Below are 22,291 nucleotides of genomic sequence, written 5' to 3'. Positions count from 1 at the left end.
CGAATAGCCATGCGTAACAACCAGCCCATTACCCAACGCGAACGGACCTTCCCGGCTCAGCAGCGGTTGATTTCCACGACCGATGCCAAGGGCGTGATCACTTACTGCAACGACGCTTTCGTCGAGATCAGCGGGTTTTCTCGCGAGGACTTGATCCGTGCGCCGCATAACCTGGTGCGTCACCCGGACGTGCCGGCGGCGGTGTTCGCGCACATGTGGGGCACGCTCAAGCAAGGCCAGCCCTGGATGGGCATCGTCAAGAACCGTTGCCAGAACGGTGATCACTATTGGGTGAACGCCTATGTGACGCCGGTGTTCGACGGCAATCAGGTGGTGGGTTTCGAGTCGGTGCGGGTCAAGCCGACGGCTGAGCAGATTCGCCGTGCCGAGGCACTGTATCAGCGCATCAATCAGGGCAAGTCGGCGGTGCCTTCCACGGATAAGTGGCTGCCGGTTCTGCAGGATTGGTTGCCGTTCATTCTGGTCAGTCAGTTGAGTTTCATGATTGGTGCGTCGCTCAACTCGCATTGGGGTTTTGCGCTCGCTGCCGGTTTGTCGGTGCCGTTGGGTTTGATGGGTTTGAGCTGGCAGCAGCGCGGCCTCAAGCGTCTGTTGCGCCTGGCTGAGCAGACCACGTCTGATCCGTTGATTGCCCAGATGTACACAGACAGTCGCGGGGCTCAGGCGCGTCTGGAGATGTCGATCCTGAGTCAGGAAGCGCGTCTGAAAACCTGCCTGACCCGTTTGCAGGATACCGCCGAGCATTTGACCGAGCAGGCGAAGCAGTCCGATACGCTGGCGCATAAAAGTTCGACAGGGCTGGAGCGTCAACGGGTTGAGACCGAGCAAGTGGCGACCGCTGTTAATCAGATGGCCGCGACGACTCAAGAAGTCGCCAGCCATGTGCAGCGCACGGCGGATGCGACGCAGGAAGCCAATCGCCTGACCGGTCGTGGTCGTGATATCGCCGGGGAGACCCGTGATGCCATTCAACGCTTGTCGGTGGTGGTTGGGGAAACCGGGATGACCGTGACTCAGCTGGCCAAGGACAGTGATGAGATCGGTGGTGTGGTGGATGTGATCAAGGGCATCGCTGACCAGACGAATCTGTTGGCGTTGAACGCTGCGATTGAAGCGGCGCGTGCCGGTGAGATGGGTCGTGGCTTTGCGGTGGTGGCGGATGAAGTGCGTCAACTGGCACAGCGCACCAGCGAGTCGACCGGGCAGATTCATGCGTTGATTGCCAAGCTTCAGCAAACGGCCAGTACCGCCGTGCAGACCATGGAGGCCGGGCATCGTCAGGCTGAGGAAGGGGTTGCGCGGGTGCTGGAAGCGGATCAGGCGCTGGTGGGGATCAGTGAGGCGGTGGCGAATATTACCGACATGACCACACAAATTGCGGCGGCGACTGAAGAGCAGAGCGCTGTGGCTGAGGAGATCAGTCGCAACATCAGCAATATTTCGTTGCTGGCGGATCAGACTTCAGAGCAGGCTCAGCACTCGGCGTTGTTGAGTGAGGAGCTGACGAAGACGGCCAGTACCCAGTATTCGCTGGTTGAGCGGTTTAATCGGTAGGTTTGCTGGGCGTGGCAAAAACCCGGACGGCGTGAGCTTCCGGGTTTTTTGTTGTCAGTTGAAAGTGGTGGTGGCCTGTAGATTGCTATCGCGAGCAAGCTCGGCTCCCACAGTTTGATCGTTGGGGCATTTGGGAGAGATTTGGTGGCTGCCAGGCCGTCATCGCTAGCAGGCTAGCTCCCACAGGTGTTTTGTGTTGATTATGGGATCGGGTACACGATCAACCACTGTGGGAGCTAGCCTGCTAGCGATGAGGCCATCACGAACATCACTGCAGAAATGCCGCCACTTTCTCCGCCGCCGCCTGCAAATGCTGCTCATGGGTAAACCCCGAAACCTTCAACGGTTTCAAGTCATGATCCCCCGCCACCAGCCAGAACACTTCGATGTTCGGTGACAGGTCATACCCTTCAACTGCCTCGCGGTTTCCCAGCGCATCCCGTTCGCCTTGCACGATCAGCGTCGGCGTTTTCAATCCCGCCAAATGCTCGACCCGCGGCTTCTCCGGTTTGCCCACGGCATAAAACGGATACCCCAGACACACCAGCGCATCAGCACCCAGCTCATCCGCCAATAAACTCGCCATGCGCCCGCCCATGGACTTGCCGCCAATGGCCAGCGGCCCAGCGACATGGCGTCGCACCAGGGCGTACACCTCGCGCCAGCATTCCATCAGTTTGGGTGCCGGATTGGGCGGACGTTTACCCCCATCGATACGCCGCTGCGCCATGTACGGAAACTCGAAGCGCAGGACGTTGATGCCTTGAGCCGCGAGGCGTGCAGCCATGTCGTTCATCCAGGTGCTGTCCATCGGTGCACCCGCGCCATGGGCCAGAATCAGCGTCGCCGAGGCCGGCGCCACCGCCGCATTCCACAACCATCCCTTTTCACGCAGGCACTGCGCCCATTGATCCCCGTCAATACTGGCCTTGTGCTCTTTGTCCATGCTTGCCTCGCTTTTAGTCTGCCTATAACTCCAGGCGAAGGACGCGCTGCTTTTTGTTGCCAGCGCGCTCACTTCGGCTGAACCGTGGATGGGGAACCATGAACACTTCTATCAGTACCGCCTACAACTACAAGGTGGTCCGCCAATTCGCCATTATGACGGTGGTGTGGGGCATCGTCGGCATGGGGCTCGGGGTTTTTCTCGCTGCCCAGTTGGTCTGGCCCGAACTCAACTTCAATTTGCCGTGGACCAGCTTCGGTCGCCTGCGTCCTTTGCACACCAACGCGGTGATCTTCGCTTTCGGCGGTTGCGCCCTGTTCGCCAGTTCGTTCTATTCGGTGCAACGTACCTGCCAAACGCAGCTGTTCGCGCCGAAAATTGCCGCGTTCTGCTTCTGGGGCTGGCAACTGGTGATCCTGCTGGCGGCCATCAGCCTGCCGCTGGGCTACACCAGTTCCAAGGAATACGCCGAACTGGAATGGCCGATCGACATCCTGATCACCATCGTCTGGGTCGCCTACGCCATTGTGTTCTTCGGTACCCTGGCCAAGCGCAAGACCAAGCACATCTATGTGGGTAACTGGTTCTTCGGTGCGTTCATCATCACCGTGGCGATTCTGCACATCGTCAACAATGCCGAGTTGCCGGTGAGCTTCACCAAGTCCTACTCGGCGTATGCCGGCGCGACCGATGCGATGGTGCAATGGTGGTACGGCCACAACGCCGTGGGCTTTTTCCTCACCGCCGGTTTCCTCGGGATGATGTATTACTTCGTGCCGAAACAGGCCGAGCGTCCGGTGTATTCCTATCGCCTGTCGATCGTGCACTTCTGGGCGTTGATCACCCTGTACATCTGGGCCGGTCCGCACCATTTGCATTACACCGCGCTGCCGGACTGGGCACAGTCCCTGGGCATGGTGATGTCGCTGATCCTGCTGGCACCGAGCTGGGGCGGGATGATCAACGGGATGATGACGCTCTCGGGCGCCTGGCATAAGTTGCGCAGCGACCCGATCCTGCGTTTCCTGGTGGTGTCGCTGGCGTTCTACGGCATGTCGACCTTTGAAGGTCCGATGATGGCGATCAAGACCGTCAACGCCCTCTCCCACTACACCGACTGGACCATCGGCCACGTACACGCCGGCGCCCTCGGCTGGGTAGCGATGATTTCCATCGGCGCGCTGTACCACATGATCCCGAAAATCTTCGGCCGGCCGCAGATGCATAGCATCGGCCTGATCAACGCGCACTTCTGGCTCGCGACCATCGGCACCGTGCTCTACATCGCCTCGATGTGGGTCAACGGCATCGCCCAGGGCCTCATGTGGCGCGCAATCAATGAAGACGGCACGCTGACCTACTCCTTCGTCGAAACCCTGGTGGCCAGCCACCCAGGCTTCGTCGTGCGTCTGATAGGCGGTGCGATCTTCTTCAGCGGCATGTTGCTGATGGCTTACAACACCTGGCGCACCGTGCGGGCCTCGCAGCCTGCCGAAGTTGCCGCTGCCGCGCAGATGGCCTGAGGAGTCCGCCATGAAACACGAAACAATCGAAAAAAACGTCGGCCTGCTGATGTTGCTGATGGTCCTGGCCGTGAGCATTGGGGGCCTGACCCAGATCGTCCCGCTGTTCTTTCAGGACGTGACCAATAAACCGGTGGAAGGCATGAAGCCCTATACCGCGCTGCAGCTGGAAGGTCGCGACATTTACATCCGTGAAGGGTGTGTGGGTTGCCATTCGCAGATGATCCGGCCGTTTCGCGCCGAGACCGAACGCTACGGGCATTACTCGGTGGCTGGTGAAAGCGTCTGGGATCACCCGTTTCTGTGGGGCTCCAAGCGCACCGGTCCGGACCTCGCACGGGTTGGCGGTCGTTACTCCGAAGACTGGCACCGCGCGCACTTGTACAACCCGCGCAACGTGGTGCCTGAATCGAAAATGCCGGCCTACCCATGGCTGGTGGCGAATCAGCTGGACAGCAGTCACACCGAAACCAAGATCCGCACCATGCGCACCCTTGGCGTGCCGTACACCGACGAGGACATCGCCGGGGCCACGGAATCGCTCAAGGGCAAGACCGAAATGGACGCCCTGGTCGCCTACCTGCAAGTGCTCGGCACTGCCATCAAGAGCAAGAGGTGAGCCATGGCCATGCCCTTTGAAATACTGAGCGTAATGAGCACTGGAATGATCCGCGGCCTGGGCACGGTCGTGGTCTTTATGGCCTTCATCGGCCTGACGCTGTGGGTGTTCAACAGCAAGCGCAGCAAGGCATTTGCCGAAGCCCGCATGCTGCCGTTCGCCGACGAGCCGCAACCTGACAAGACCCCAGAACCTGCAACAACAAGGAGTACCCGGCCATGACCACCTTCTGGAGTACGTGGATCTGCGTACTGACCATTGGCAGCCTGATCGGCCTGACCTGGCTGCTGATCGGCACCCGCAAGGGTGAAACCAAGGGCAGCGTGGACCAGACCATGGGCCACAGCTTTGACGGCATCGAGGAGTACGACAACCCCTTGCCGCAGTGGTGGTTCATGCTGTTCGCCGGCACCTTGGTGTTCGCCGTGGGTTACCTGGTGCTGTACCCCGGCCTGGGCAACTGGAAAGGCATCCTGCCCGGCTATGAAGATGGCTGGACCGGTGTGCACGAATGGGAAAAGGAGATGGCCAAGGCTGATGCGAAGTTTGGTCCGATCTACGCCAAATTCTCGGCGATGCCCCTGGAAGAAGTCGCCAAAGACCCGCAAGCGCTGAAAATGGGTGGCCGCCTGTTTGCGTCCAACTGTTCGGTTTGCCACGGCTCGGATGCCAAGGGCGCGTTCGGTTTTCCTAACCTGGCGGACAGTGACTGGCGCTGGGGCGGCGACGCCGAGATGATCAAGACCACCATCATGGGCGGTCGCATGGCGGCGATGCCGGCCTGGGGCGAGATCCTCGGCGAAGCTGGCGTAAAGAACGTGGCGGCTTACGTGCGTCACGAACTGGCCGGCCTGCCGTTGCCCGAAGACAGCACGGCTGATTTGCAGGCCGGGCAGCAGGCGTTCAGCACCACGTGTGTGGCCTGTCACGGAGCAAACGGCCAGGGCACTGAAGCCATGGGCGCGCCGAACTTGACCCACCCTGCGGGCTTCATCTACGGCACGAGCCTGGCGCAACTGCAACAGACCATTCGCCATGGTCGCCAGGGCCATATGCCGGCGCAGAACGAGTTGCTCGGCAACGACAAGGTGCAACTGCTGGCGGCATATGTGTACAGCCTGTCCCAAGGTCTGGACACCGAACGTTTGCAAGCTGAAGGCAAACGCGAATAACTCTCGACCGCTCTACTGCCGCATTCACCCGGATGCGGCAGTTCCCTGCCCCTTTGCGACCAAGTGTCGCACCCTCCCTTGGTCAGCCTTTCGGTTCCCCGAATTCGGGTCTAAGCTTGCTCCGTTGGGGGCTGGCATTAGCCGGTTCCAGGTCGATTAGGCTCGATGCGTTCGACACATTTTATCGATGACAGGCCGCAAAGGCTGGTAGATACCGGCTGTCGTGCAAAATGCTACCTGTCACCTGATCGTTGCGTTTGAACACACCCTGTTACATCCGACCCCAACCCCTTGCCTTGTTCACCCGCCGGGACAATTTGCTCATTGGCAATTTTGTCCTTACGCAGCGCATGGAAAGGCCGCAGAATCAGCTTTTGAAAGCATTGACCCAGGTCATGGCGCGTTGCAATGACCCCCCGCTTTCTACATACTTGCGGCCGATTTTTACTCCTAATAAAACACCCAAACCGTGGAACCTTAGAATGAGCACAGCAATCAGTCCGACTGCTTATAACTATAAGGTAGTCCGCCAGTTCGCCATCATGACGGTGGTCTGGGGGATCCTTGGCATGGGGCTCGGTGTCTTCATCGCCTCGCAACTGGTCTGGCCGGAATTGAACTTCGGTCTGGCATGGACGAGCTTTGGACGCCTGCGCCCGCTGCACACCAACCTGGTGATTTTCGCCTTCGGTGGATGTGCACTGTTTGCCACTTCTTATTACGTCGTGCAGCGAACCTGCCAAACGCGACTGATTTCCGACAGCCTCGCGGCCTTCCACTTCTGGGGATGGCAAGCGGTGATCATCGGCGCCATCGTTACCTTGCCGCTGGGTTACACCACCACCAAGGAATACGCCGAACTGGAATGGCCACTGGCTATTCTGCTGGCAGTCGTCTGGATTGTTTATGCGCTGGTGTTCTTCGGTACCATCGTCAAGCGCAAGACCAAGCACATCTATGTGGGTAACTGGTTCTACGGTGCCTTCATCGTCGTGACGGCGATGCTGCACATCGTCAACCACGCCTCCCTGCCGGTCAGCTTCTTCAAGTCCTACTCGGCTTACTCGGGTGCGACGGACGCCATGATCCAGTGGTGGTACGGCCACAATGCGGTAGGTTTCTTCCTGACCACCGGCTTCCTGGGGATGATGTACTACTTCGTGCCGAAGCAGGCCGAACGTCCGATCTACTCCTATCGCCTGTCGATCGTGCACTTCTGGGCGCTGATCACCCTGTACATCTGGGCCGGTCCGCACCACCTGCACTACACCGCACTGCCGGACTGGGCTCAGTCCCTGGGCATGGCGATGTCGATCATCCTGCTGGCTCCGAGCTGGGGCGGCATGATCAACGGCATGATGACCCTGTCGGGCGCCTGGCATAAGCTGCGCACCGACCCGATCCTGCGCTTCCTCGTGGTGTCCCTGGCCTTCTACGGCATGTCGACCTTCGAAGGCCCGATGATGGCCATCAAGACCGTCAACTCGCTGTCGCACTACACCGACTGGACCATCGGCCACGTACACGCCGGTGCTTTGGGCTGGGTAGCGATGATCTCCATCGGCGCCATCTACCACATGATCCCGAAACTGTTCGGTCGCGCGCAGATGCACAGCATCGGCCTGATCAACACGCACTTCTGGCTCGCGACCATCGGTACCGTTCTGTACATCGCTTCGATGTGGGTCAACGGCATCACCCAGGGTCTGATGTGGCGTGCAATCAACGATGACGGCACCCTCACCTACTCGTTCGTCGAAGCGCTGCAAGCCAGCCACCCTGGTTTCATCGTCCGCGCCCTGGGCGGTGCGTTCTTCGCCAGCGGCATGCTGTTCATGGCCTACAACGTATGGCGTACCGTACGTGCCTCGAACCCGGCTGAAGCCGAAGCCGCCGCACAGATTGCTGTAGTTGGAGCTCACTGATGAAGCATGAAGCAGTCGAGAAGAATATTGGCCTGCTGGCCTTCTTCATGGTTATCGCCGTCAGCATCGGCGGCCTGACCCAGATCGTTCCGCTGTTTTTCCAGGACGTCACCAACAAGCCGGTCGAAGGCATGAAGCCTCGCACCGCCCTTGAACTGGAAGGACGCGACGTTTATATCGCCAACGGTTGTGTCGGCTGCCACTCGCAGATGATCCGCCCGTTCCGTGCTGAAACCGAACGCTACGGCCACTACTCGGTCGCCGGTGAAAGCGTCTGGGACCACCCGTTCCTGTGGGGTTCCAAACGTACCGGTCCGGACCTGGCCCGTGTCGGCGGTCGTTACTCCGATGACTGGCAGCGTGCGCACTTGTACAACCCGCGCAACGTCGTGCCTGAGTCGAAAATGCCGGCCTACCCGTTCCTCGTGGAAAACAAGCTCGACGGCAAAGACACCGCCAAGAAAATGGAAGTCTTGCGCACGCTCGGCGTCCCTTACACCGACGAAGACATCGCCGGCGCCAAGGATGCTGTGAAGGGCAAAACCGAAATGGACGCGCTGGTGGCCTATCTGCAAGGCCTGGGCACCATCATCAAAAGCAAACGGTGATTTAGATGGATATCGGGATGATTCGTGGCCTGGGCACCGTTGTTGTGATGGTGGCCTTCATCGGTCTGGCGTTGTGGGTGTTTAGCCCCAAGCGCAAGTCGGAGTTTGAAGACGCGACCTTGCTGCCTTTCGCGGATGATCCCGAAGCCATCAAGCACGTCGAGCAAGCTTCTAGGAGTAACAAAGAATGACTACGTTCTGGAGTCTGTACGTCACAGTCCTCAGTCTCGGCACCATCTTCGCCCTGACCTGGCTGCTGCTGTCCACCCGCAAGGGTCAGCGCAGCGAACAGACGGAAGAAACGGTTGGACACTCCTTCGACGGGATCGAGGAGTACGACAACCCACTGCCGAAATGGTGGTTCATGCTGTTCGTGGGCACCATCATCTTCGCCCTGGGTTACCTGGTGCTGTACCCGGGCCTGGGTAACTGGAAAGGCCTGTTGCCGGGGTACAACTACCTCGATAACGAGAAACAGACCGCGTTCGCCAACGGCCAGACCGGCTGGACCGGCGTTCACGAGTGGGAAAAGGAAATGGCCAAGTCGGACGCCAGGTTCGGTCCGATCTTCGCCAAATTCGCCTCCATGCCGATTGAAGAAGTCGCCAAGGACCCGCAAGCCCTGAAGATGGGTGGCCGTCTGTTCGCCTCCAACTGCTCGGTCTGCCACGGTTCCGACGCCAAAGGCGCTTATGGCTTCCCTAACCTGACCGACGCCGACTGGCGCTGGGGCGGCGAACCGGAAACCATCAAGACCACCATCATGGGCGGTCGTCACGCCGTGATGCCGGCGTGGGCTGAAGTGATCGGCGAGCAAGGCGTTGCGGACGTGGCTGCGTTCGTTCTGACCAACCTCGATGGTCGCAAGCTGCCGGAAGGCACCAAGGCCGACCCGGCTGCTGGCCAGAAAATTTTCGCTGGCAACTGCGTGGCGTGCCACGGTCCGGCCGGTAAAGGCACCCCGGCGATGGGCGCACCTGACCTGACTCACCCGGGCGCGTTCATCTACGGCTCGAGCTTCGCTCAACTGCAGCAGACCATCCGTTACGGCCGTCAGGGCCAGATGCCTGCGCAGGAACAGCTGCAAGGTAACGACAAGGTTCACTTGCTGGCCGCTTACGTCTACAGCTTGTCTCACGGTGAGAAAGCTCCGGCGGCAGACGCTCAGTAACGCTTGATGCAATAAAAAACGGCCCCGCCAATGTGAATTGGCGGGGCCGTTTTGTTTGGAGCTGGATGAACCCCTGGTTCATACACTGAAACCTTTATTCGGTAGGCTGGGCAGGGAGACTTCGATAGCTTGAAACCTCCTGATGACCGACCAACAGACACGTTCTGCCATGTGGGTAGTGAAGGACAAGGAAGTACCTCATCAATAAACAAGGAGTTCATCAAATGTCTAAAGAAATAGAAAACCAACCCGCGACCTGTAGTATTCCAGAACCAGAAAAGACCCTGGAGATCGCTCCGGAACGGGATGTTTCGTTGGAGAACAGCGCGCAAGTAGTTCCTGCGCAAGCAGATACATCCGCAGCAGTTTCAAATCGTCGCGCCAATTTTGCTGCCCCTGAGAGCGGAAATGGCAAAAAACGCAGTACGGGCGGTGTGGGTGGTTCCGGCGGTATTGATAGCCTCGGCGGCGGACGTCTGCCTTGAACGCTGCACAGGACGTTCGACTATAGTCAATTGACCTGCATCATGTTTTGTTACATCTGCTACACCATTCACGATTTTTCCCCAACGCGACCAAAGGTCGCACCCTCGGGCTAGAGCGACAGGCGTATCATTGCGCCACTGCAACACCTCTTTTTGACCGCGGTCGGCATGTACTGACCGCGGCATTTTTCCACTGCCGTGGGATGCAATGATGAGCAACCAGATTCCGGTACACGACGTCACACCGCCCACCAAGAACGCGAACAACAGCGTCGACCTCTACGCCTCTCGAGAAAAGATCTACACACGCGCTTTCACCGGACTGTTCCGCAATCTGCGGATGATGGGCGGCGCCTTATTGTTCCTGTTGTATTTCGGCACCGTCTGGCTGAACTGGTCGGGCCATCAGGCCGTCTGGTGGAACCTGCCGGAACGTAAATTCTTTATCTTCGGCGCAACCTTCTGGCCCCAGGACTTCATTCTGCTGTCGGGGATTCTGATCGTCAGCGCCTTCGGCCTGTTCTTCATTACCGTGTACGCCGGGCGCGTCTGGTGCGGCTACACCTGTCCGCAAAGCGTCTGGACCTGGATTTTCATGTGGTGCGAGAAGGTCACCGAAGGCGACCGCAACCAGCGCATCAAGCTCGACAAGGCGCCGATGAGCGCCAACAAGTTCCTGCGAAAATTCAGCAAGCACGCGATGTGGCTGTTGATCGGTTTCGTCACCGGCATGACCTTTGTCGGCTACTTCTCGCCAATCCGCGAACTGGTCATCGATTTCTTCACCGGCCAGGCCGATGGCTGGTCGTATTTCTGGGTGGGCTTCTTCACCCTCGCCACCTATGGCAACGCCGGCTGGTTGCGCGAGCAGGTGTGCATCTACATGTGCCCGTACGCGCGATTCCAGAGCGTGATGTTCGACAAGGACACCCTGATCGTGTCCTACGACCCGCGTCGCGGCGAAGCCCGTGGCCCGCGCAAGAAAGGCATCGACTACAAGGCCCAGGGCCTGGGCGATTGCATCGATTGCACCATGTGCGTCCAGGTCTGCCCGACCGGGATCGACATTCGTGACGGCCTGCAGATCGAATGCATCGGCTGTGCCGCCTGCATCGATGCCTGCGACAGCATCATGGACAAAATGGACTATCCGCGCGGCCTGATCAGCTACACCACCGAGCACAACCTGTCCGGCCAGAAAACCCATAAACTGCGCCCGCGCCTGATCGGCTATGCCGTGGTGCTGCTGGCGATGATCAGCTTGTTGGTCGGCGCGTTCTTCATGCGCTCGCTGGTGGGTTTCGACGTCAGCAAGGACCGCGTGCTGTACCGCGAAAACGCCGAAGGCCGGATCGAAAACGTCTACAGCCTGAAGATCATGAACAAGGACCAGCGCGACCACACGTACGTGCTGGAAGCCACCGGTCTGCCGGACCTCAAGCTGCAAGGCAAGCGTGAGATCAAGGTCGCCGCCGGCGAGATTTTCAGCCAGCCGGTGGAGCTGTCGAGCGCACCGGAACAACTGCCATCGAGCACCAACGAGGTGAAATTCATCCTCAAGGATGCCGATGACGACAGTGTCCACGTTGAAGCCAAGAGCCGATTCATCGGCCCACAAATTCGTTGAGAGAAATGAACATGCCCGCAGCAAACGCCGCAAGTCCCTGGTACAAGCACCTTTGGCCGTGGATCATCATCGCCATTCTGGCCTGCTCGGTGACCTTGACCCTGTCCATGGTGACCATTGCGGTGAATAACCCGGACAACCTGGTCAACGACAACTACTACGAGGCCGGCAAGGGCATCAACCGTTCTCTGGACCGTGAGCTGCTGGCGCAGACCCTGCAACTACGAGCCAAGGTCCATCTGGATGGCGTCACCGGCGAAGTCGACCTGCACCTGAGCGGTAACAGCCAGCCGAAAACCCTGGAACTCAACCTGATCTCCCCGACCCAGCCGGAGAAAGACCGCAAGATCACCCTGACCCAGAGCGACACCGAACAAGGCCGTTACATTGGCCAGGTGAACGACAAGGTCGAAGGTCGTCGTTTTGTGGAACTGCTGGGCGTGCAAGATGGAACAACCTGGCGCATGTTCGAGGAAGAACAGGTCAGCCATGACAAGGACCTGCTGCTGGGCGACGAGCCATTGCAGGGTGCTGAAGACCTGAAGAAATAAGGAGCCTTTTAGATACCTGAAGGAGCCTGTAGGAGCCTGTAGGAGCTGTCGAGTGAAACGAGGCTGCGATCTTTTGATCTTGCTTCTAAACGATAAAGATCAAAAGATCGCAGCCTCGTTTCACTCGACAGCTCCTACAGGCCTACAGGCCTACAGGTAAGAGGCCCTCCCGGACGATATAGATTTCCCCAATGACTACACCCACCCCCTGCTACCACTGCGCCCTGCCCGTCCCGGCCGGCAGCCGCTTCACCGCAGCCGTCCTCGGGGAAACCCGCGAGTTCTGCTGCCCGGGTTGTCAGGCCGTGGCCGAGGCAATCGTCGCCGGGGGCCTGGAAAGCTATTACCAGCATCGCAGCGAAGCCTCGGCCAACCCCGAAGCCTTGCCGGTGCAACTGGTCGATGAACTGGCGCTCTACGATCGCGCCGATGTGCAAAAACCCTTCGTGCGCCACGACGGCGATCTCGCTGAAACCACCCTGCTGATGGAAGGCATCAGTTGCGCGGCGTGCGGCTGGCTGATCGAGAAACACCTGCGCGCCTTGCCGGCAGTCGCCGAAGCCCGTCTCAACCTGTCGAACCATCGCCTGCATGTGCGCTGGGCCGATGCACAACTGCCGCTGAGCCAGGTGCTCAGTGAATTGCGCCACGTCGGTTACGCCGCTCACCCCTATCAAGCCGATCGCGCCAGCGAACAACTGGCCAGCGAAAACCGTCTGGCCTTGCGCCAGCTCGGCGTCGCCGGGCTGCTGTGGTTCCAGGCAATGATGGCGACCATGGCCACCTGGCCGGAATTCAACATAGACCTGAGCCCCGAGCTGCACACCATCCTGCGCTGGGTCGCCCTGTTCCTCACCACACCGATTGTGTTCTACAGCTGCGCGCCGTTCTTCAAGGGCGCCATGCGCGACCTGCGGACTCGCCACCTGACCATGGACGTCTCGGTGTCGCTGGCCATCGGCAGCGCCTACATCGCCGGGATCTGGACCTCCATAACCGGCGTCGGCGAACTGTATTTCGATGCGGTCGGCATGTTCGCCTTGTTCCTGCTGGCCGGCCGCTACCTGGAACGCCGAGCCCGAGAACGCACGGCCGCCGCTACCGCTCAACTCGTGAACCTGCTGCCCGCGTCTTGCCTGCGGCTCGGTGCCGACGGCCAGAGCGAACGCATCCTGCTGAGCGAACTGCGGGTAGGCGATCAGGTTCTGGTGCATCCCGGTGCGATCCTGCCGGCCGACGGCAAGATCCTCGACGGTCAGTCGAGTGTCGACGAGTCCCTGCTGACCGGCGAATACCTGCCACAGCCACGCATCCAAGGCGATGCGGTGACAGCCGGCACGCTGAACGTCGAAGGCGCGCTGACGGTGCAAGTCCTGGCGCTGGGCCAGGACACACGCCTCTCTGCCATCGTCCGATTGCTGGACCGCGCCCAGGCCGAAAAGCCGCGTCTGGCGGAAATCGCCGACCGCGCCGCGCAATGGTTTTTGTTGCTGTCGCTGATTGCCGTCGCCGTCATCGGCCTGGTGTGGTGGGAGCTGGATTCGTCGCGAGCGTTCTGGATTGTCTTGGCGATGCTCGTGGCGACCTGCCCGTGCGCCCTCTCTCTGGCCACGCCGACCGCGCTCACCGCCGCCACCGGTACGCTGCACAAACTGGGCCTGCTGTTGACACGCGGCCATGTGCTGGAAGGCTTGAACCAGATCGACACCGTGATCTTCGACAAGACAGGCACCCTCACTGAGGGTCGCCTGGCGCTGCGGTCGATCCGCCCCCTCGGCGCACTCGACAGCGATCAATGCCTGAGCCTGGCCGCCGCGCTGGAAAACCGCTCCGAACATCCGATCGCCCGAGCTTTCGGCCGTGCGCCTCTGGCCGCCGAAGAGGTGCACAGCACGCCGGGCCTTGGCCTCGAAGGCCGGGTGGGTGAACAGCGCCTGCGCATCGGCCAACCGGGATTTGTGTGCGAACTCAGTGGCGCCGCCGTACCCGTCATGCCCGATGAAGCCGGACAATGGCTGCTGCTCGGCGACCGCCACGGTCCTTTGGCCTGGTTTGTACTTGACGACCGCTTGCGCGCCGACGCCCCGGCGTTGCTCGCCGCGTGCAAGGCCCGTGGCTGGCGCACGCTATTGCTGTCCGGTGACAGTTCGCCGATGGTCGCCAGCGTTGCCGCCGAATTGGGCATCGATGAAGCCCGTGGCGGCTTGCGGCCGGACGACAAACTGCAGGTCCTGCGACAACTGCACAAGGAAGGCCGCAAAGTGTTGATGCTCGGAGACGGGGTCAACGATGTGCCAGTGCTCGCCGCGGCGGACATCAGCGTCGCCATGGGATCGGCCACCGATCTGGCAAAAACCAGCGCGGATGCCGTGTTGCTGTCGAACCGTCTGGATGCACTGGTACAGGCCTTCAGTCTGGCTCGGCGAACCCGTCGGGTGATCATCGAGAATCTATTGTGGGCCGGGTTGTACAATGGCCTCATGTTGCCGTTCGCCGCCCTCGGCTGGATCACGCCGGTCTGGGCCGCGATCGGCATGTCCATCAGTTCGTTGACCGTGGTGCTGAACGCGTTGCGCCTGACTCGCCTGCCGAGTACGCCGACCGTCAGCGCCACGCCAGAAACCCGCCCGCTGCCGGCCTGAGCCGCGCGGGCATGGAGTTGAACCCATGCCAGCCTTATACGTGATGATCCCGGCCGCGCTGCTGATCGTGGGCATCGCGATTTACATCTTCTTCTGGGCAGTCGACAGCGGTCAGTACGACGACCTCGACGGCCCGGCCCACAGCATTCTGTTCGACGACCAGGACCCTAAACACCAGGCGGCCGTCGACGAAGTCAGCGGCCACCCGACCAAACCGGAAGACAAGGCACCGCCCCATGCTTGATTTGGCGCCACTGCTGGTGTCTGCGGTCATCCTGGGCCTGCTCGGTGGCGGGCATTGCCTGGGCATGTGTGGCGGCCTGATGGGCGCGCTGACCCTGGCGATTCCCAAGGAGCAGCGCAGCCGACGCTTCCGGCTGTTGCTGGCGTATAACCTGGGACGCATCCTCAGCTACGCGACAGCTGGCTTGCTGATTGGCCTGGCCGGGTGGGCAGTCGCCAACAGTCCGGCGGCGATGTTCATGCGGGTCATTGCCGGGTTGTTGCTGATCGCCATGGGACTGTACCTGGCGGGCTGGTGGAGTGGACTGACGCGCATCGAAAGCCTCGGTCGCGGCCTGTGGCGGCATATTCAGCCGGTTGCCAACAAACTGCTGCCGGTGTCGAGCCTGCCTCGGGCCTTGCTGCTGGGCGCGCTGTGGGGGTGGCTGCCGTGCGGCCTGGTTTACAGCACGCTGTTGTGGGCGGCGAGCCAGGGCAATGCGCTGGACAGTGCATTGCTGATGCTCGCGTTCGGGCTCGGCACCTGGCCCGTACTGCTCGCCACGGGGCTGGCGGCCGAAAGGGTAACGGCACTGTTGCGTAAACGCAGCGTGCGCATGACCGGCGGACTGCTGGTGATACTGTTCGGCCTGTGGACATTGCCCGGACCGCATCAACACTGGCTCATGGGCCACTGACCCAGTGCTGCACATCGCCCCCTGTAGCAGCTGCCGAAGGCTGCGTCCGAGCCGGGGTCGCGCTCGACCGAAGTCCTCGCCACGGTCGATGCAGTTTTCCCGACAGTCCTAGGTGAATGGTTTGACGACGGCTTCGCCGCCGGACGCAGCCTTCGGCAGCTGCTACAGGTTGATGTTCTCCGGACACAAATCCCTGTGGGAGCCGAGCTTGGTCCGGGCGGCGTTCCGACGATGGGGCCATCACCTGCAACACACATCCCGACTCTTGATGCAAATCAAGATGCCCCAACGCCCCGCCCCCTAGACTCGCCAACACTGCCAGCCTATCCGGGGGAACGCCCGCATGTTGCTCGACGCCATTCGTTGGGACACCGATCTGATCCGCCGTTATGACCTGGCGGGACCGCGCTACACCTCTTATCCGACCGCTGTGCAATTTGACGGGCTGGTCGGCACGTTCGACCTGTTCCATGCACTGCGCGAAAGCCGCAAGGCCCTGCGCCCGTTGTCGGTGTATGTGCACGTGCCGTTTTGCGCGAACATTTGCTACTACTGCGCCTGCAACAAAGTCATCACCAAGGATCGCGGGCGGGCCCTGCCTTATTTGCAGCGCCTGGAGCAGGAAATCCAGCTGATTGCGTGCCACCTCGACCCGGCGCAAAAGGTCGAGCAGTTGCACTTCGGCGGCGGCACGCCGACCTTTCTCAGTCATGACGAGCTGCGCCAGTTGATGGCGCACCTGCGTAAATACTTCAATTTGCTGGACGACGATTCCGGTGATTACGGGATTGAAATCGACCCACGCGAAGCCGACTGGTCCACCATGGGGTTGCTGCGCGAATTGGGCTTCAACCGGGTCAGCATTGGCGTGCAAGACCTCGACCCCGCCGTGCAGCGAGCGGTGAATCGCCTGCAAAGCCTGGAAGAGACCCGCGCAGTCATCGACGCGGCGCGCACCCTGCAATTTCGTTCGATCAACATCGACCTGATCTACGGCTTGCCGAGGCAGACACCGGAAAACTTTGCCCGCACCGTCGAAGAAGTGATCGCGCTGCAGCCCGATCGCCTCTCAGTGTTCAACTACGCGCATTTGCCCGAACGCTTCATGCCACAACGGCGAATCAACAGTGACGAACTGCCGACGCCGGCACAGAAGCTTGCGATGCTGCAGCGCACGATCGAACAACTGACCGCTGCCGGTTATCGCTACATCGGCATGGATCACTTCGCCCTGCCCGACGACGAGCTGGCGATTGCCCAGGAAGAATCGACCCTGCAACGCAATTTCCAGGGCTATACCACCCACGGCCATTGCGATTTGATTGGCCTGGGCGTCTCGGCCATCAGTCAGATCGGTGACCTGTACTGCCAGAACAGCAGCGATCTCAATCAGTACCGGAACGCCCTCGCCTCTTCTCAACTGGCCACCAATCGCGGCCTGCTGTGCAATGCCGATGACCGTGTACGCCGCGCCGTCATCCAGCAGCTGATCTGCACGTTCAATCTGGAGTTTTCCGAGATAGAGCGGGCGTTCAACATTGATTTTCGCGACTACTTCGGCGAACTCTGGCCACAGCTGCAAGCCATGGCCAAGGACGGCTTGATCGAACTCGATAACGACAGGATCAACGTGCTACCCGCTGGGCGATTGCTGGTGCGCTCGGTGTGCATGGTGTTCGACGCGTATCTGGAGCAGCAAAACCGCCAGCGATTTTCGCGGGTGATTTAGCGCTTACGGCAAAATTGCCGCGGACTGGCCTGAATGTCCTCTCGTGGGTTACCCTTACGTCTTATGTGTGTTTTTTCCCACAAGGATTGAAGAAATGTCCGAGCCAGTTAAGCTGCGCGCTCATAACCAGGCCCATTGCAAGGATTGCAGCCTGGCCCCTCTGTGCCTTCCACTTTCGCTGAATCTGGAAGACATGGATGCGCTGGACGACATCGTTAAACGTGGCCGCCCGTTGAAAAAAGGCGAGTTCCTGTTTCGCCAGGGCGACACGTTCGATTCCGTTTATGCAGTTCGCTCCGGCGCCCTGAAGACCTTCAGCCTGAGCGATGGCGGCGAAGAGCAACTCACCGGTTTCCACTTGCCGAGCGAACTGGTCGGCCTGTCGGGCATGGACACCGAAAAGCACCCGGTTTCGGCACAAGCCATGGAAACCACCTCGGTGTGCGAAATCCCGTTCGATCGCCTCGACGAATTGTCGGTGCAATTGCCTCAGTTGCGCCGCCAGCTGATGCGCGTGATGAGCCGCGAAATCCGCGACGATCAACAAATGATGCTGCTGCTGTCGAAGAAAACCGCAGACGAGCGCATCGCCACGTTCCTGGTCAACCTCTCGGCCCGCTTCCGCGCCCGGGGTTTTTCGGCCAACCAGTTCCGCCTGAGCATGTCGCGCAACGAAATCGGTAATTACCTGGGTCTGGCGGTGGAAACCGTGTCCCGGGTGTTCACGCGCTTCCAGCAAAACGAGCTGATCGCCGCTGAAGGCAAGGAAATCCACATCCTGGACCCGATCCAGCTGTGCGCGCTGGCCGGCGGTTCACTCGACGGCTGATTCAGCGATGGCGGCTGAGCGAAACGGTTCAGCCGCCGTTATACTGCGACGTTTGCAGCCTGCCAGGACACCTCGACGATGGTCTTCGACTCCTTCGACATCAAATCCCTGATTCGCCCCGTGATCGACTTCCCGAAGCCGGGCGTTATCTTTCGTGACATCACTCCCCTGTTCCAGTCACCGACGGCCTTGCGCCTGGTGATGGACAGCTTCGCCCACCGCTATGTCGAGGTCGATTTCACGCACATCGGTGCGATGGACGCGCGCGGTTTCCTGATTGGTTCGGTACTGGCCTATCAGTTGAACAAGCCGCTGGTGTTGTTCCGCAAGCAAGGCAAATTGCCTGCTGATGTGCTGGCCGAAGGTTATGCGACCGAGTACGGCGAAGCCTTTCTGGAAGTGCACGCGGACAGCCTGTGCGAAGGCGATTCGGTGGTGATGTTCGATGACCTGATCGCGACCGGCGGTACCCTGATTGCAGCGGCAAACCTTATTCGCCGCATGGGCGCACGGGTTCATGAAGCGGCGGCGATTATTGACCTGCCGGAACTGGGTGGATCGCAGCGGCTGGAAGATATGGGTATTCCTACGTTTTGCCTGACGCAGTTTGCGTTGACGGATAAGTAAGCGGCAGCCTCAAGGGCCTCATCGTCGGAATGCCGCCCAGAACAGGCTCACTCCCACAATTGATTCGTGTCGTAACCGGGTTTCGTGTACGACAGCGATTCAATGTGGGAGTGAGCCTGCTCGCGATAGCGTCAGCCGCAACACCACAAATGCCCCTCAAAGCCCCATCTGTTTACTGATAATCTCGTTCATCACTTCCCGCGTCCCCCCACCGATCGACAGGATCCGGTTATCCCGGTACAGCCGCTCAACCAGACTGTCACGCATGTACCCCATCCCCCCCAGAATCTGCACTGCATCGTTAGTGATGCGATCCGCCGTGTCGGTCGCGAAATTCTTGGCCATGGAAATCTCTTTGATCACACTCCTCCCCGCCGCCATTTTCGCCGCCTGGCGGTAGGTGAATTCCCGGGAGACTTCCAGCGCCGTGGCCATTTCAGCAAGGCGGTGCTTGAGGACCTGGAACTTGCCGATGGGTTTGCCGAACGCCTCACGCTGACGGGCCCATTTCAGGCTCTCTTCGAGGGCAAGTTGTGCGGTCATGTTGGCCATCAATGCGAGTGCAAGGCGCTCACTCTGGAAGTTGCCCATGATGCAGGCAAAGCCCATGTTCTCGGCGCCGATCAAATTTCCTACGGGTATCCGGCAATCATCGAAGAACAGCTCGGCAGTGTCTGACGCCCACCAGCCCATTTTCTTGAGTTGGCGACCGACCGTGAAACCGGGGGTACCTTTTTCGATCAGCAGCAGGCTGATGCCACCGAAACCGGGATCGCCCGTACGCACCGCGACGGTGTAAAAATCCGCACGTACGCCACTGGTGATAAAGGTTTTGCTGCCGCTCACCCGGTAAAAGTCACCGTCGCGCACAGCGCGGGTTTGCAGGTTGGCGACGTCTGAGCCACCGCTGGGCTCGGTGACGGCCAGGGCGCTGATCTTTTCGCCAGTCAGCACCAGTGGCACCACGCGATCACGGACTTCGGGCCTGGCCCACTTGAGAATCGGCGGCAGACCGATGTCCAGCGAGCCGAGTCCCGCCACCAATCCACCTGAACCGCAGCGCATCAACTCTTCGCTGGCAGCGATTTTGGCGAACAGATCGCCTTCATGGGAGCCGCCCAACGTCTCGGGATAACCGATCCCTAAAATGCCCGCTGCGCCGGCCTTGAGGTAGAGCTCGCGGGGAAAGTTTTCGGCCTCTTCCCACTGGTCGATGTCCGGAAGAATCTCGCGTTCGACGAAACGTCTGACGCTGTCGCGGACCAGTTGGTGGCTGGGATCGAAGTATTCCTGAAAGGCAGGCATCGGCGAACTCCACTGAAGGTTCAGCGAAGTTAACCGAGCGCTTGCTTGGTTTTCAACTGGAATGTGTGATTCAGATGGGCCGAGGTGTTTGCATCGCTAGCAGGCTAGCTCCCACAAAAAATTTGTGAGCACCCTAAATCCTGTGTGGGAGCTAGCCTGCTAGCGATGGCGTCAGTGCAGGCACTACAACGCGATCGGCTTACGCCCTGCAAACGAATGCGCCAGCGTGCCGCCATCCACCAGCTCCAGCTCTCCGCCCAACGGTACGCCGTGGGCAATCCGCGAAGCGATCAGGCCTTTGTTGCTAAGGAGTTGGGCGATGTAGTGCGCCGTGGCTTCACCTTCCACCGTCGGGTTGGTGGCCAGGATGACTTCGGTAAATGTGCCGGCCTCTTCGATGCGCGCCAGTAGCTGCGGAATCCCGATGGCCTCTGGCCCCAATCCATCAAGGGGCGACAAATGGCCCTTGAGCACGAAATAGCGCCCTCGGAAACCGGTCTGCTCCACGGCGTAGACATCCATCGGTCCTTCCACTACACAGAGCAAGGTGTCGTCACGACGGGTGTCCGCGCATTGCGGGCACAGGTCTTCTTCGGTCAACGTGCGGCACATTCGGCAGTGACCGACCCCTTCCATGGCCTGGCTGAGCGCCAAGGCCAGTCGCGAGCCGCCGCTGCGATCACGCTCGAGCAACTGCAACGCCATGCGCTGGGCGGTTTTCTGACCCACACCCGGCAACGTTCGCAGGGCATCGATCAGTTGGCGAATCAAAGGGCTGAAGCTCATGGGGAAACGTCCGACAAATCAACGAGACGCGGTTTATACCCGCGCCTCTCTTTAGCGTCAATTACTCAGTCTTGAGCGACCCGTACCACCAGTTTGCCGAAGTTGCGTCCTTCCAGGAGACCGATGAACGCCTCGGGGGCGCTTTCCAGGCCGTCGACTACGTCTTCACGGAATTTCACCTTGCCATCACGGACCCACGGCGCCATGGCGCTGACGAATTCCGGCTGGCGATCACCGTAGTCGTCAAACACGATGAAGCCCTGAATACGCACGCGCTTGGTCAGCAGCGTACGTTGCAATTGCGGCAGGCGATCCGGGCCAGTGGGCGCTTCATGGGCGTTGTAGCCGGCAATCAGGCCGCACAGAGGAATCCGCGCTTTGGCATTCAGCAGCGGCAGCACTGCATCGAACACTTTGCCACCGACGTTTTCGTAATAGATGTCGACGCCTTTGGGGCATGCCAGCGCCAGCTCATGAGCGAAATTCTCGGCCTTGTGGTCGATGCAGGCATCAAACCCCAGCTCTTCGACTACATACCGGCACTTCTCTGCGCCACCGGCTACACCTACCACGCGCAAACCTTTGATCTTCGCCACCTGGCCGACCACAGAACCCACGGCGCCAGACGCGGCAGCGACCACCAGCGTCTCGCCGGCCTTGGGTTGGCCGATGTCCATCAGCCCCATATACGCCGTCATCCCCGGCATGCCGAGCACACCCAGCGCCATCGACGGGCTCGGCAGCCCGGACGGCACCGGGATGACATTGCGCCCGTCGCTGATGCTGTGGCTTTGCCAGCCCGTCGCGCCGACCACCAGATCACCTTCCTGGAATTTCGGATTACGCGAGCGCTCGACCCGGCTGACAGCGCCACCGGTCATGACTTCGTCGATTTCGACCGGAGCGGCGTAGGACGGTGCATCACTCATGCGTCCGCGCATGTAGGGATCAAGCGACAGGTAGAGGGTCTTGAGCAGCAGCTGACCGTCGGCCAGGTCGGGCAGTGCTTCGCGCTCCAGGCGGAAATTCTCCGGCGTCGGCGCGCCTGTCGGGCGCGACGCCAGGACGATACGTTGGTTGAGGGTCAATGCGTCTGGCATGTGAGCTTCTCCTTGATCGTGAATTTGCGGGTATAGGGAGCAGACCGTTGTAGCGGTATGGCGTTCGATGTTTCTGCCCGAGACCGGGTCGACTTCATCGCGAGCAGGCTCACTCCCACATTGGAACTCGGTCACCTGTGGGAGTGAGCCT

General features: G+C 60.2%; 22 protein-coding genes. 18 read left to right on the top strand and 4 right to left on the bottom strand.

Annotated features, from left to right (window positions below):
• Positions 1 to 9: 9 nt before the first annotated feature.
• Positions 10 to 1,575 carry a methyl-accepting chemotaxis protein gene (locus ACA063_RS09225; protein ID WP_497665591.1) on the top strand — a complete coding sequence of 522 codons (1,566 nt, stop codon included), beginning with the start codon at positions 10 to 12 and terminating at the stop codon, positions 1,573 to 1,575.
• A 268-nt stretch (positions 1,576 to 1,843) separates the two neighbouring features.
• On the opposite strand, the gene ACA063_RS09220 is transcribed toward ACA063_RS09225, so the two are convergent.
• Positions 1,844 to 2,521, bottom strand: coding sequence for an alpha/beta family hydrolase (locus ACA063_RS09220; RefSeq protein WP_497665590.1), 678 nt, complete (start codon positions 2,519 to 2,521; stop codon positions 1,844 to 1,846).
• Between the two features lie 98 nt (positions 2,522 to 2,619).
• Between ACA063_RS09220 and ccoN (ACA063_RS09215) the strand changes: the two genes are divergently transcribed.
• The 17 genes from ccoN (ACA063_RS09215) to ACA063_RS09135 all read left to right on the top strand — a co-directional run bounded on the left by ccoN (ACA063_RS09215) (position 2,620) and on the right by ACA063_RS09135 (position 18,949).
• The gene (ccoN, locus tag ACA063_RS09215) at positions 2,620 to 4,044 is read left to right on the top strand and encodes a cytochrome-c oxidase, cbb3-type subunit I (RefSeq protein WP_497665589.1); all 1,425 of its coding nucleotides are present in this window, start codon (positions 2,620 to 2,622) and stop codon (positions 4,042 to 4,044) included.
• 10 nt (positions 4,045 to 4,054) lie between these two features.
• Positions 4,055 to 4,663: a cytochrome-c oxidase, cbb3-type subunit II gene (gene ccoO, locus ACA063_RS09210; RefSeq protein ID WP_162440831.1), complete on the top strand. Its 609-nt coding sequence runs from the start codon at positions 4,055 to 4,057 to the stop codon at positions 4,661 to 4,663.
• Between the two features lie 21 nt (positions 4,664 to 4,684).
• Complete coding sequence (locus ACA063_RS09205) at positions 4,685 to 4,885, top strand: cbb3-type cytochrome oxidase subunit 3 (RefSeq protein ID WP_162440840.1); 201 nt, start codon at positions 4,685 to 4,687, stop codon at positions 4,883 to 4,885.
• Positions 4,882 to 5,835: a cytochrome-c oxidase, cbb3-type subunit III gene (gene ccoP / locus ACA063_RS09200; protein WP_497665588.1), complete on the top strand. Its 954-nt coding sequence runs from the start codon at positions 4,882 to 4,884 to the stop codon at positions 5,833 to 5,835. Before ACA063_RS09205 ends, ccoP (ACA063_RS09200) begins: the two co-directional genes overlap by 4 nt.
• A gap of 482 nt (positions 5,836 to 6,317) precedes the next feature.
• Entirely contained in the window at positions 6,318 to 7,760 is a 1,443-nt protein-coding gene (gene ccoN / locus ACA063_RS09195) for a cytochrome-c oxidase, cbb3-type subunit I (RefSeq protein WP_162440833.1), read from the top strand.
• Complete coding sequence (gene ccoO / locus ACA063_RS09190) at positions 7,760 to 8,368, top strand: cytochrome-c oxidase, cbb3-type subunit II (RefSeq protein ID WP_009042961.1); 609 nt, start codon at positions 7,760 to 7,762, stop codon at positions 8,366 to 8,368. The genes ccoN (ACA063_RS09195) and ccoO (ACA063_RS09190) overlap by 1 nt, the downstream gene beginning before the upstream one ends.
• Before the next feature lie 5 nt (positions 8,369 to 8,373).
• The gene (locus ACA063_RS09185; RefSeq protein ID WP_003175465.1) at positions 8,374 to 8,559 is read left to right on the top strand and encodes a CcoQ/FixQ family Cbb3-type cytochrome c oxidase assembly chaperone; all 186 of its coding nucleotides are present in this window, start codon (positions 8,374 to 8,376) and stop codon (positions 8,557 to 8,559) included.
• A complete protein-coding gene (ccoP, locus tag ACA063_RS09180) occupies positions 8,556 to 9,539 on the top strand; it encodes a cytochrome-c oxidase, cbb3-type subunit III (protein WP_497665587.1) in 984 nt (327 codons plus the stop codon). Before ACA063_RS09185 ends, ccoP (ACA063_RS09180) begins: the two co-directional genes overlap by 4 nt.
• 224 nt (positions 9,540 to 9,763) lie before the next feature.
• Positions 9,764 to 10,024, top strand: a complete 261-nt coding sequence (locus ACA063_RS09175; RefSeq protein WP_497665586.1) for a hypothetical protein — start codon at positions 9,764 to 9,766, stop codon at positions 10,022 to 10,024.
• A gap of 211 nt (positions 10,025 to 10,235) precedes the next feature.
• Positions 10,236 to 11,651, top strand: a complete 1,416-nt coding sequence (gene ccoG / locus ACA063_RS09170; protein ID WP_497665585.1) for a cytochrome c oxidase accessory protein CcoG — start codon at positions 10,236 to 10,238, stop codon at positions 11,649 to 11,651.
• Between the two features lie 11 nt (positions 11,652 to 11,662).
• Positions 11,663 to 12,202, top strand: a complete 540-nt coding sequence (locus ACA063_RS09165; RefSeq protein ID WP_497665584.1) for a FixH family protein — start codon at positions 11,663 to 11,665, stop codon at positions 12,200 to 12,202.
• Between the two features lie 191 nt (positions 12,203 to 12,393).
• Positions 12,394 to 14,844 carry a heavy metal translocating P-type ATPase gene (locus ACA063_RS09160; RefSeq protein ID WP_497665583.1) on the top strand — a complete coding sequence of 817 codons (2,451 nt, stop codon included), beginning with the start codon at positions 12,394 to 12,396 and terminating at the stop codon, positions 14,842 to 14,844.
• 25 nt (positions 14,845 to 14,869) lie between these two features.
• Positions 14,870 to 15,088 carry a cbb3-type cytochrome oxidase assembly protein CcoS gene (gene ccoS, locus ACA063_RS09155; RefSeq protein ID WP_497665582.1) on the top strand — a complete coding sequence of 73 codons (219 nt, stop codon included), beginning with the start codon at positions 14,870 to 14,872 and terminating at the stop codon, positions 15,086 to 15,088.
• Positions 15,081 to 15,764 carry an urease accessory protein UreH domain-containing protein gene (locus ACA063_RS09150; RefSeq protein WP_490148211.1) on the top strand — a complete coding sequence of 228 codons (684 nt, stop codon included), beginning with the start codon at positions 15,081 to 15,083 and terminating at the stop codon, positions 15,762 to 15,764. The genes ccoS and ACA063_RS09150 overlap by 8 nt, the downstream gene beginning before the upstream one ends.
• 346 nt (positions 15,765 to 16,110) lie before the next feature.
• Positions 16,111 to 17,493, top strand: a complete 1,383-nt coding sequence (gene hemN / locus ACA063_RS09145; RefSeq protein ID WP_497666493.1) for an oxygen-independent coproporphyrinogen III oxidase — start codon at positions 16,111 to 16,113, stop codon at positions 17,491 to 17,493.
• 94 nt (positions 17,494 to 17,587) lie between these two features.
• Positions 17,588 to 18,322, top strand: a complete 735-nt coding sequence (gene fnr / locus ACA063_RS09140) for a fumarate/nitrate reduction transcriptional regulator Fnr (RefSeq protein ID WP_497665581.1) — start codon at positions 17,588 to 17,590, stop codon at positions 18,320 to 18,322.
• Positions 18,323 to 18,400: 78 nt separating this feature from the next.
• Positions 18,401 to 18,949, top strand: a complete 549-nt coding sequence (locus tag ACA063_RS09135; RefSeq protein ID WP_497665580.1) for an adenine phosphoribosyltransferase — start codon at positions 18,401 to 18,403, stop codon at positions 18,947 to 18,949.
• Positions 18,950 to 19,105: 156 nt separating this feature from the next.
• Here the strand turns inward: ACA063_RS09135 and ACA063_RS09130 are convergent, their stop codons facing one another.
• The 3 genes from ACA063_RS09130 to curA all read right to left on the bottom strand — a co-directional run bounded on the left by ACA063_RS09130 (position 19,106) and on the right by curA (position 22,140).
• Positions 19,106 to 20,254: an acyl-CoA dehydrogenase family protein gene (locus ACA063_RS09130; RefSeq protein WP_497665579.1), complete on the bottom strand. Its 1,149-nt coding sequence runs from the start codon at positions 20,252 to 20,254 to the stop codon at positions 19,106 to 19,108.
• A gap of 183 nt (positions 20,255 to 20,437) precedes the next feature.
• Complete coding sequence (gene recR / locus ACA063_RS09125) at positions 20,438 to 21,040, bottom strand: recombination mediator RecR (protein ID WP_162441063.1); 603 nt, start codon at positions 21,038 to 21,040, stop codon at positions 20,438 to 20,440.
• Between the two features lie 65 nt (positions 21,041 to 21,105).
• Positions 21,106 to 22,140, bottom strand: coding sequence for an NADPH-dependent curcumin/dihydrocurcumin reductase (gene curA, locus ACA063_RS09120; protein WP_497665578.1), 1,035 nt, complete (start codon positions 22,138 to 22,140; stop codon positions 21,106 to 21,108).
• Between the last annotated feature and the right edge of the window lie 151 nt (positions 22,141 to 22,291).

This window comes from Pseudomonas sp. LBUM1643 (assembly GCF_059716215.1).
Note: the sequence above shows the minus strand (reverse complement) of the source record. Positions and strands in the feature narration are given on the sequence as shown.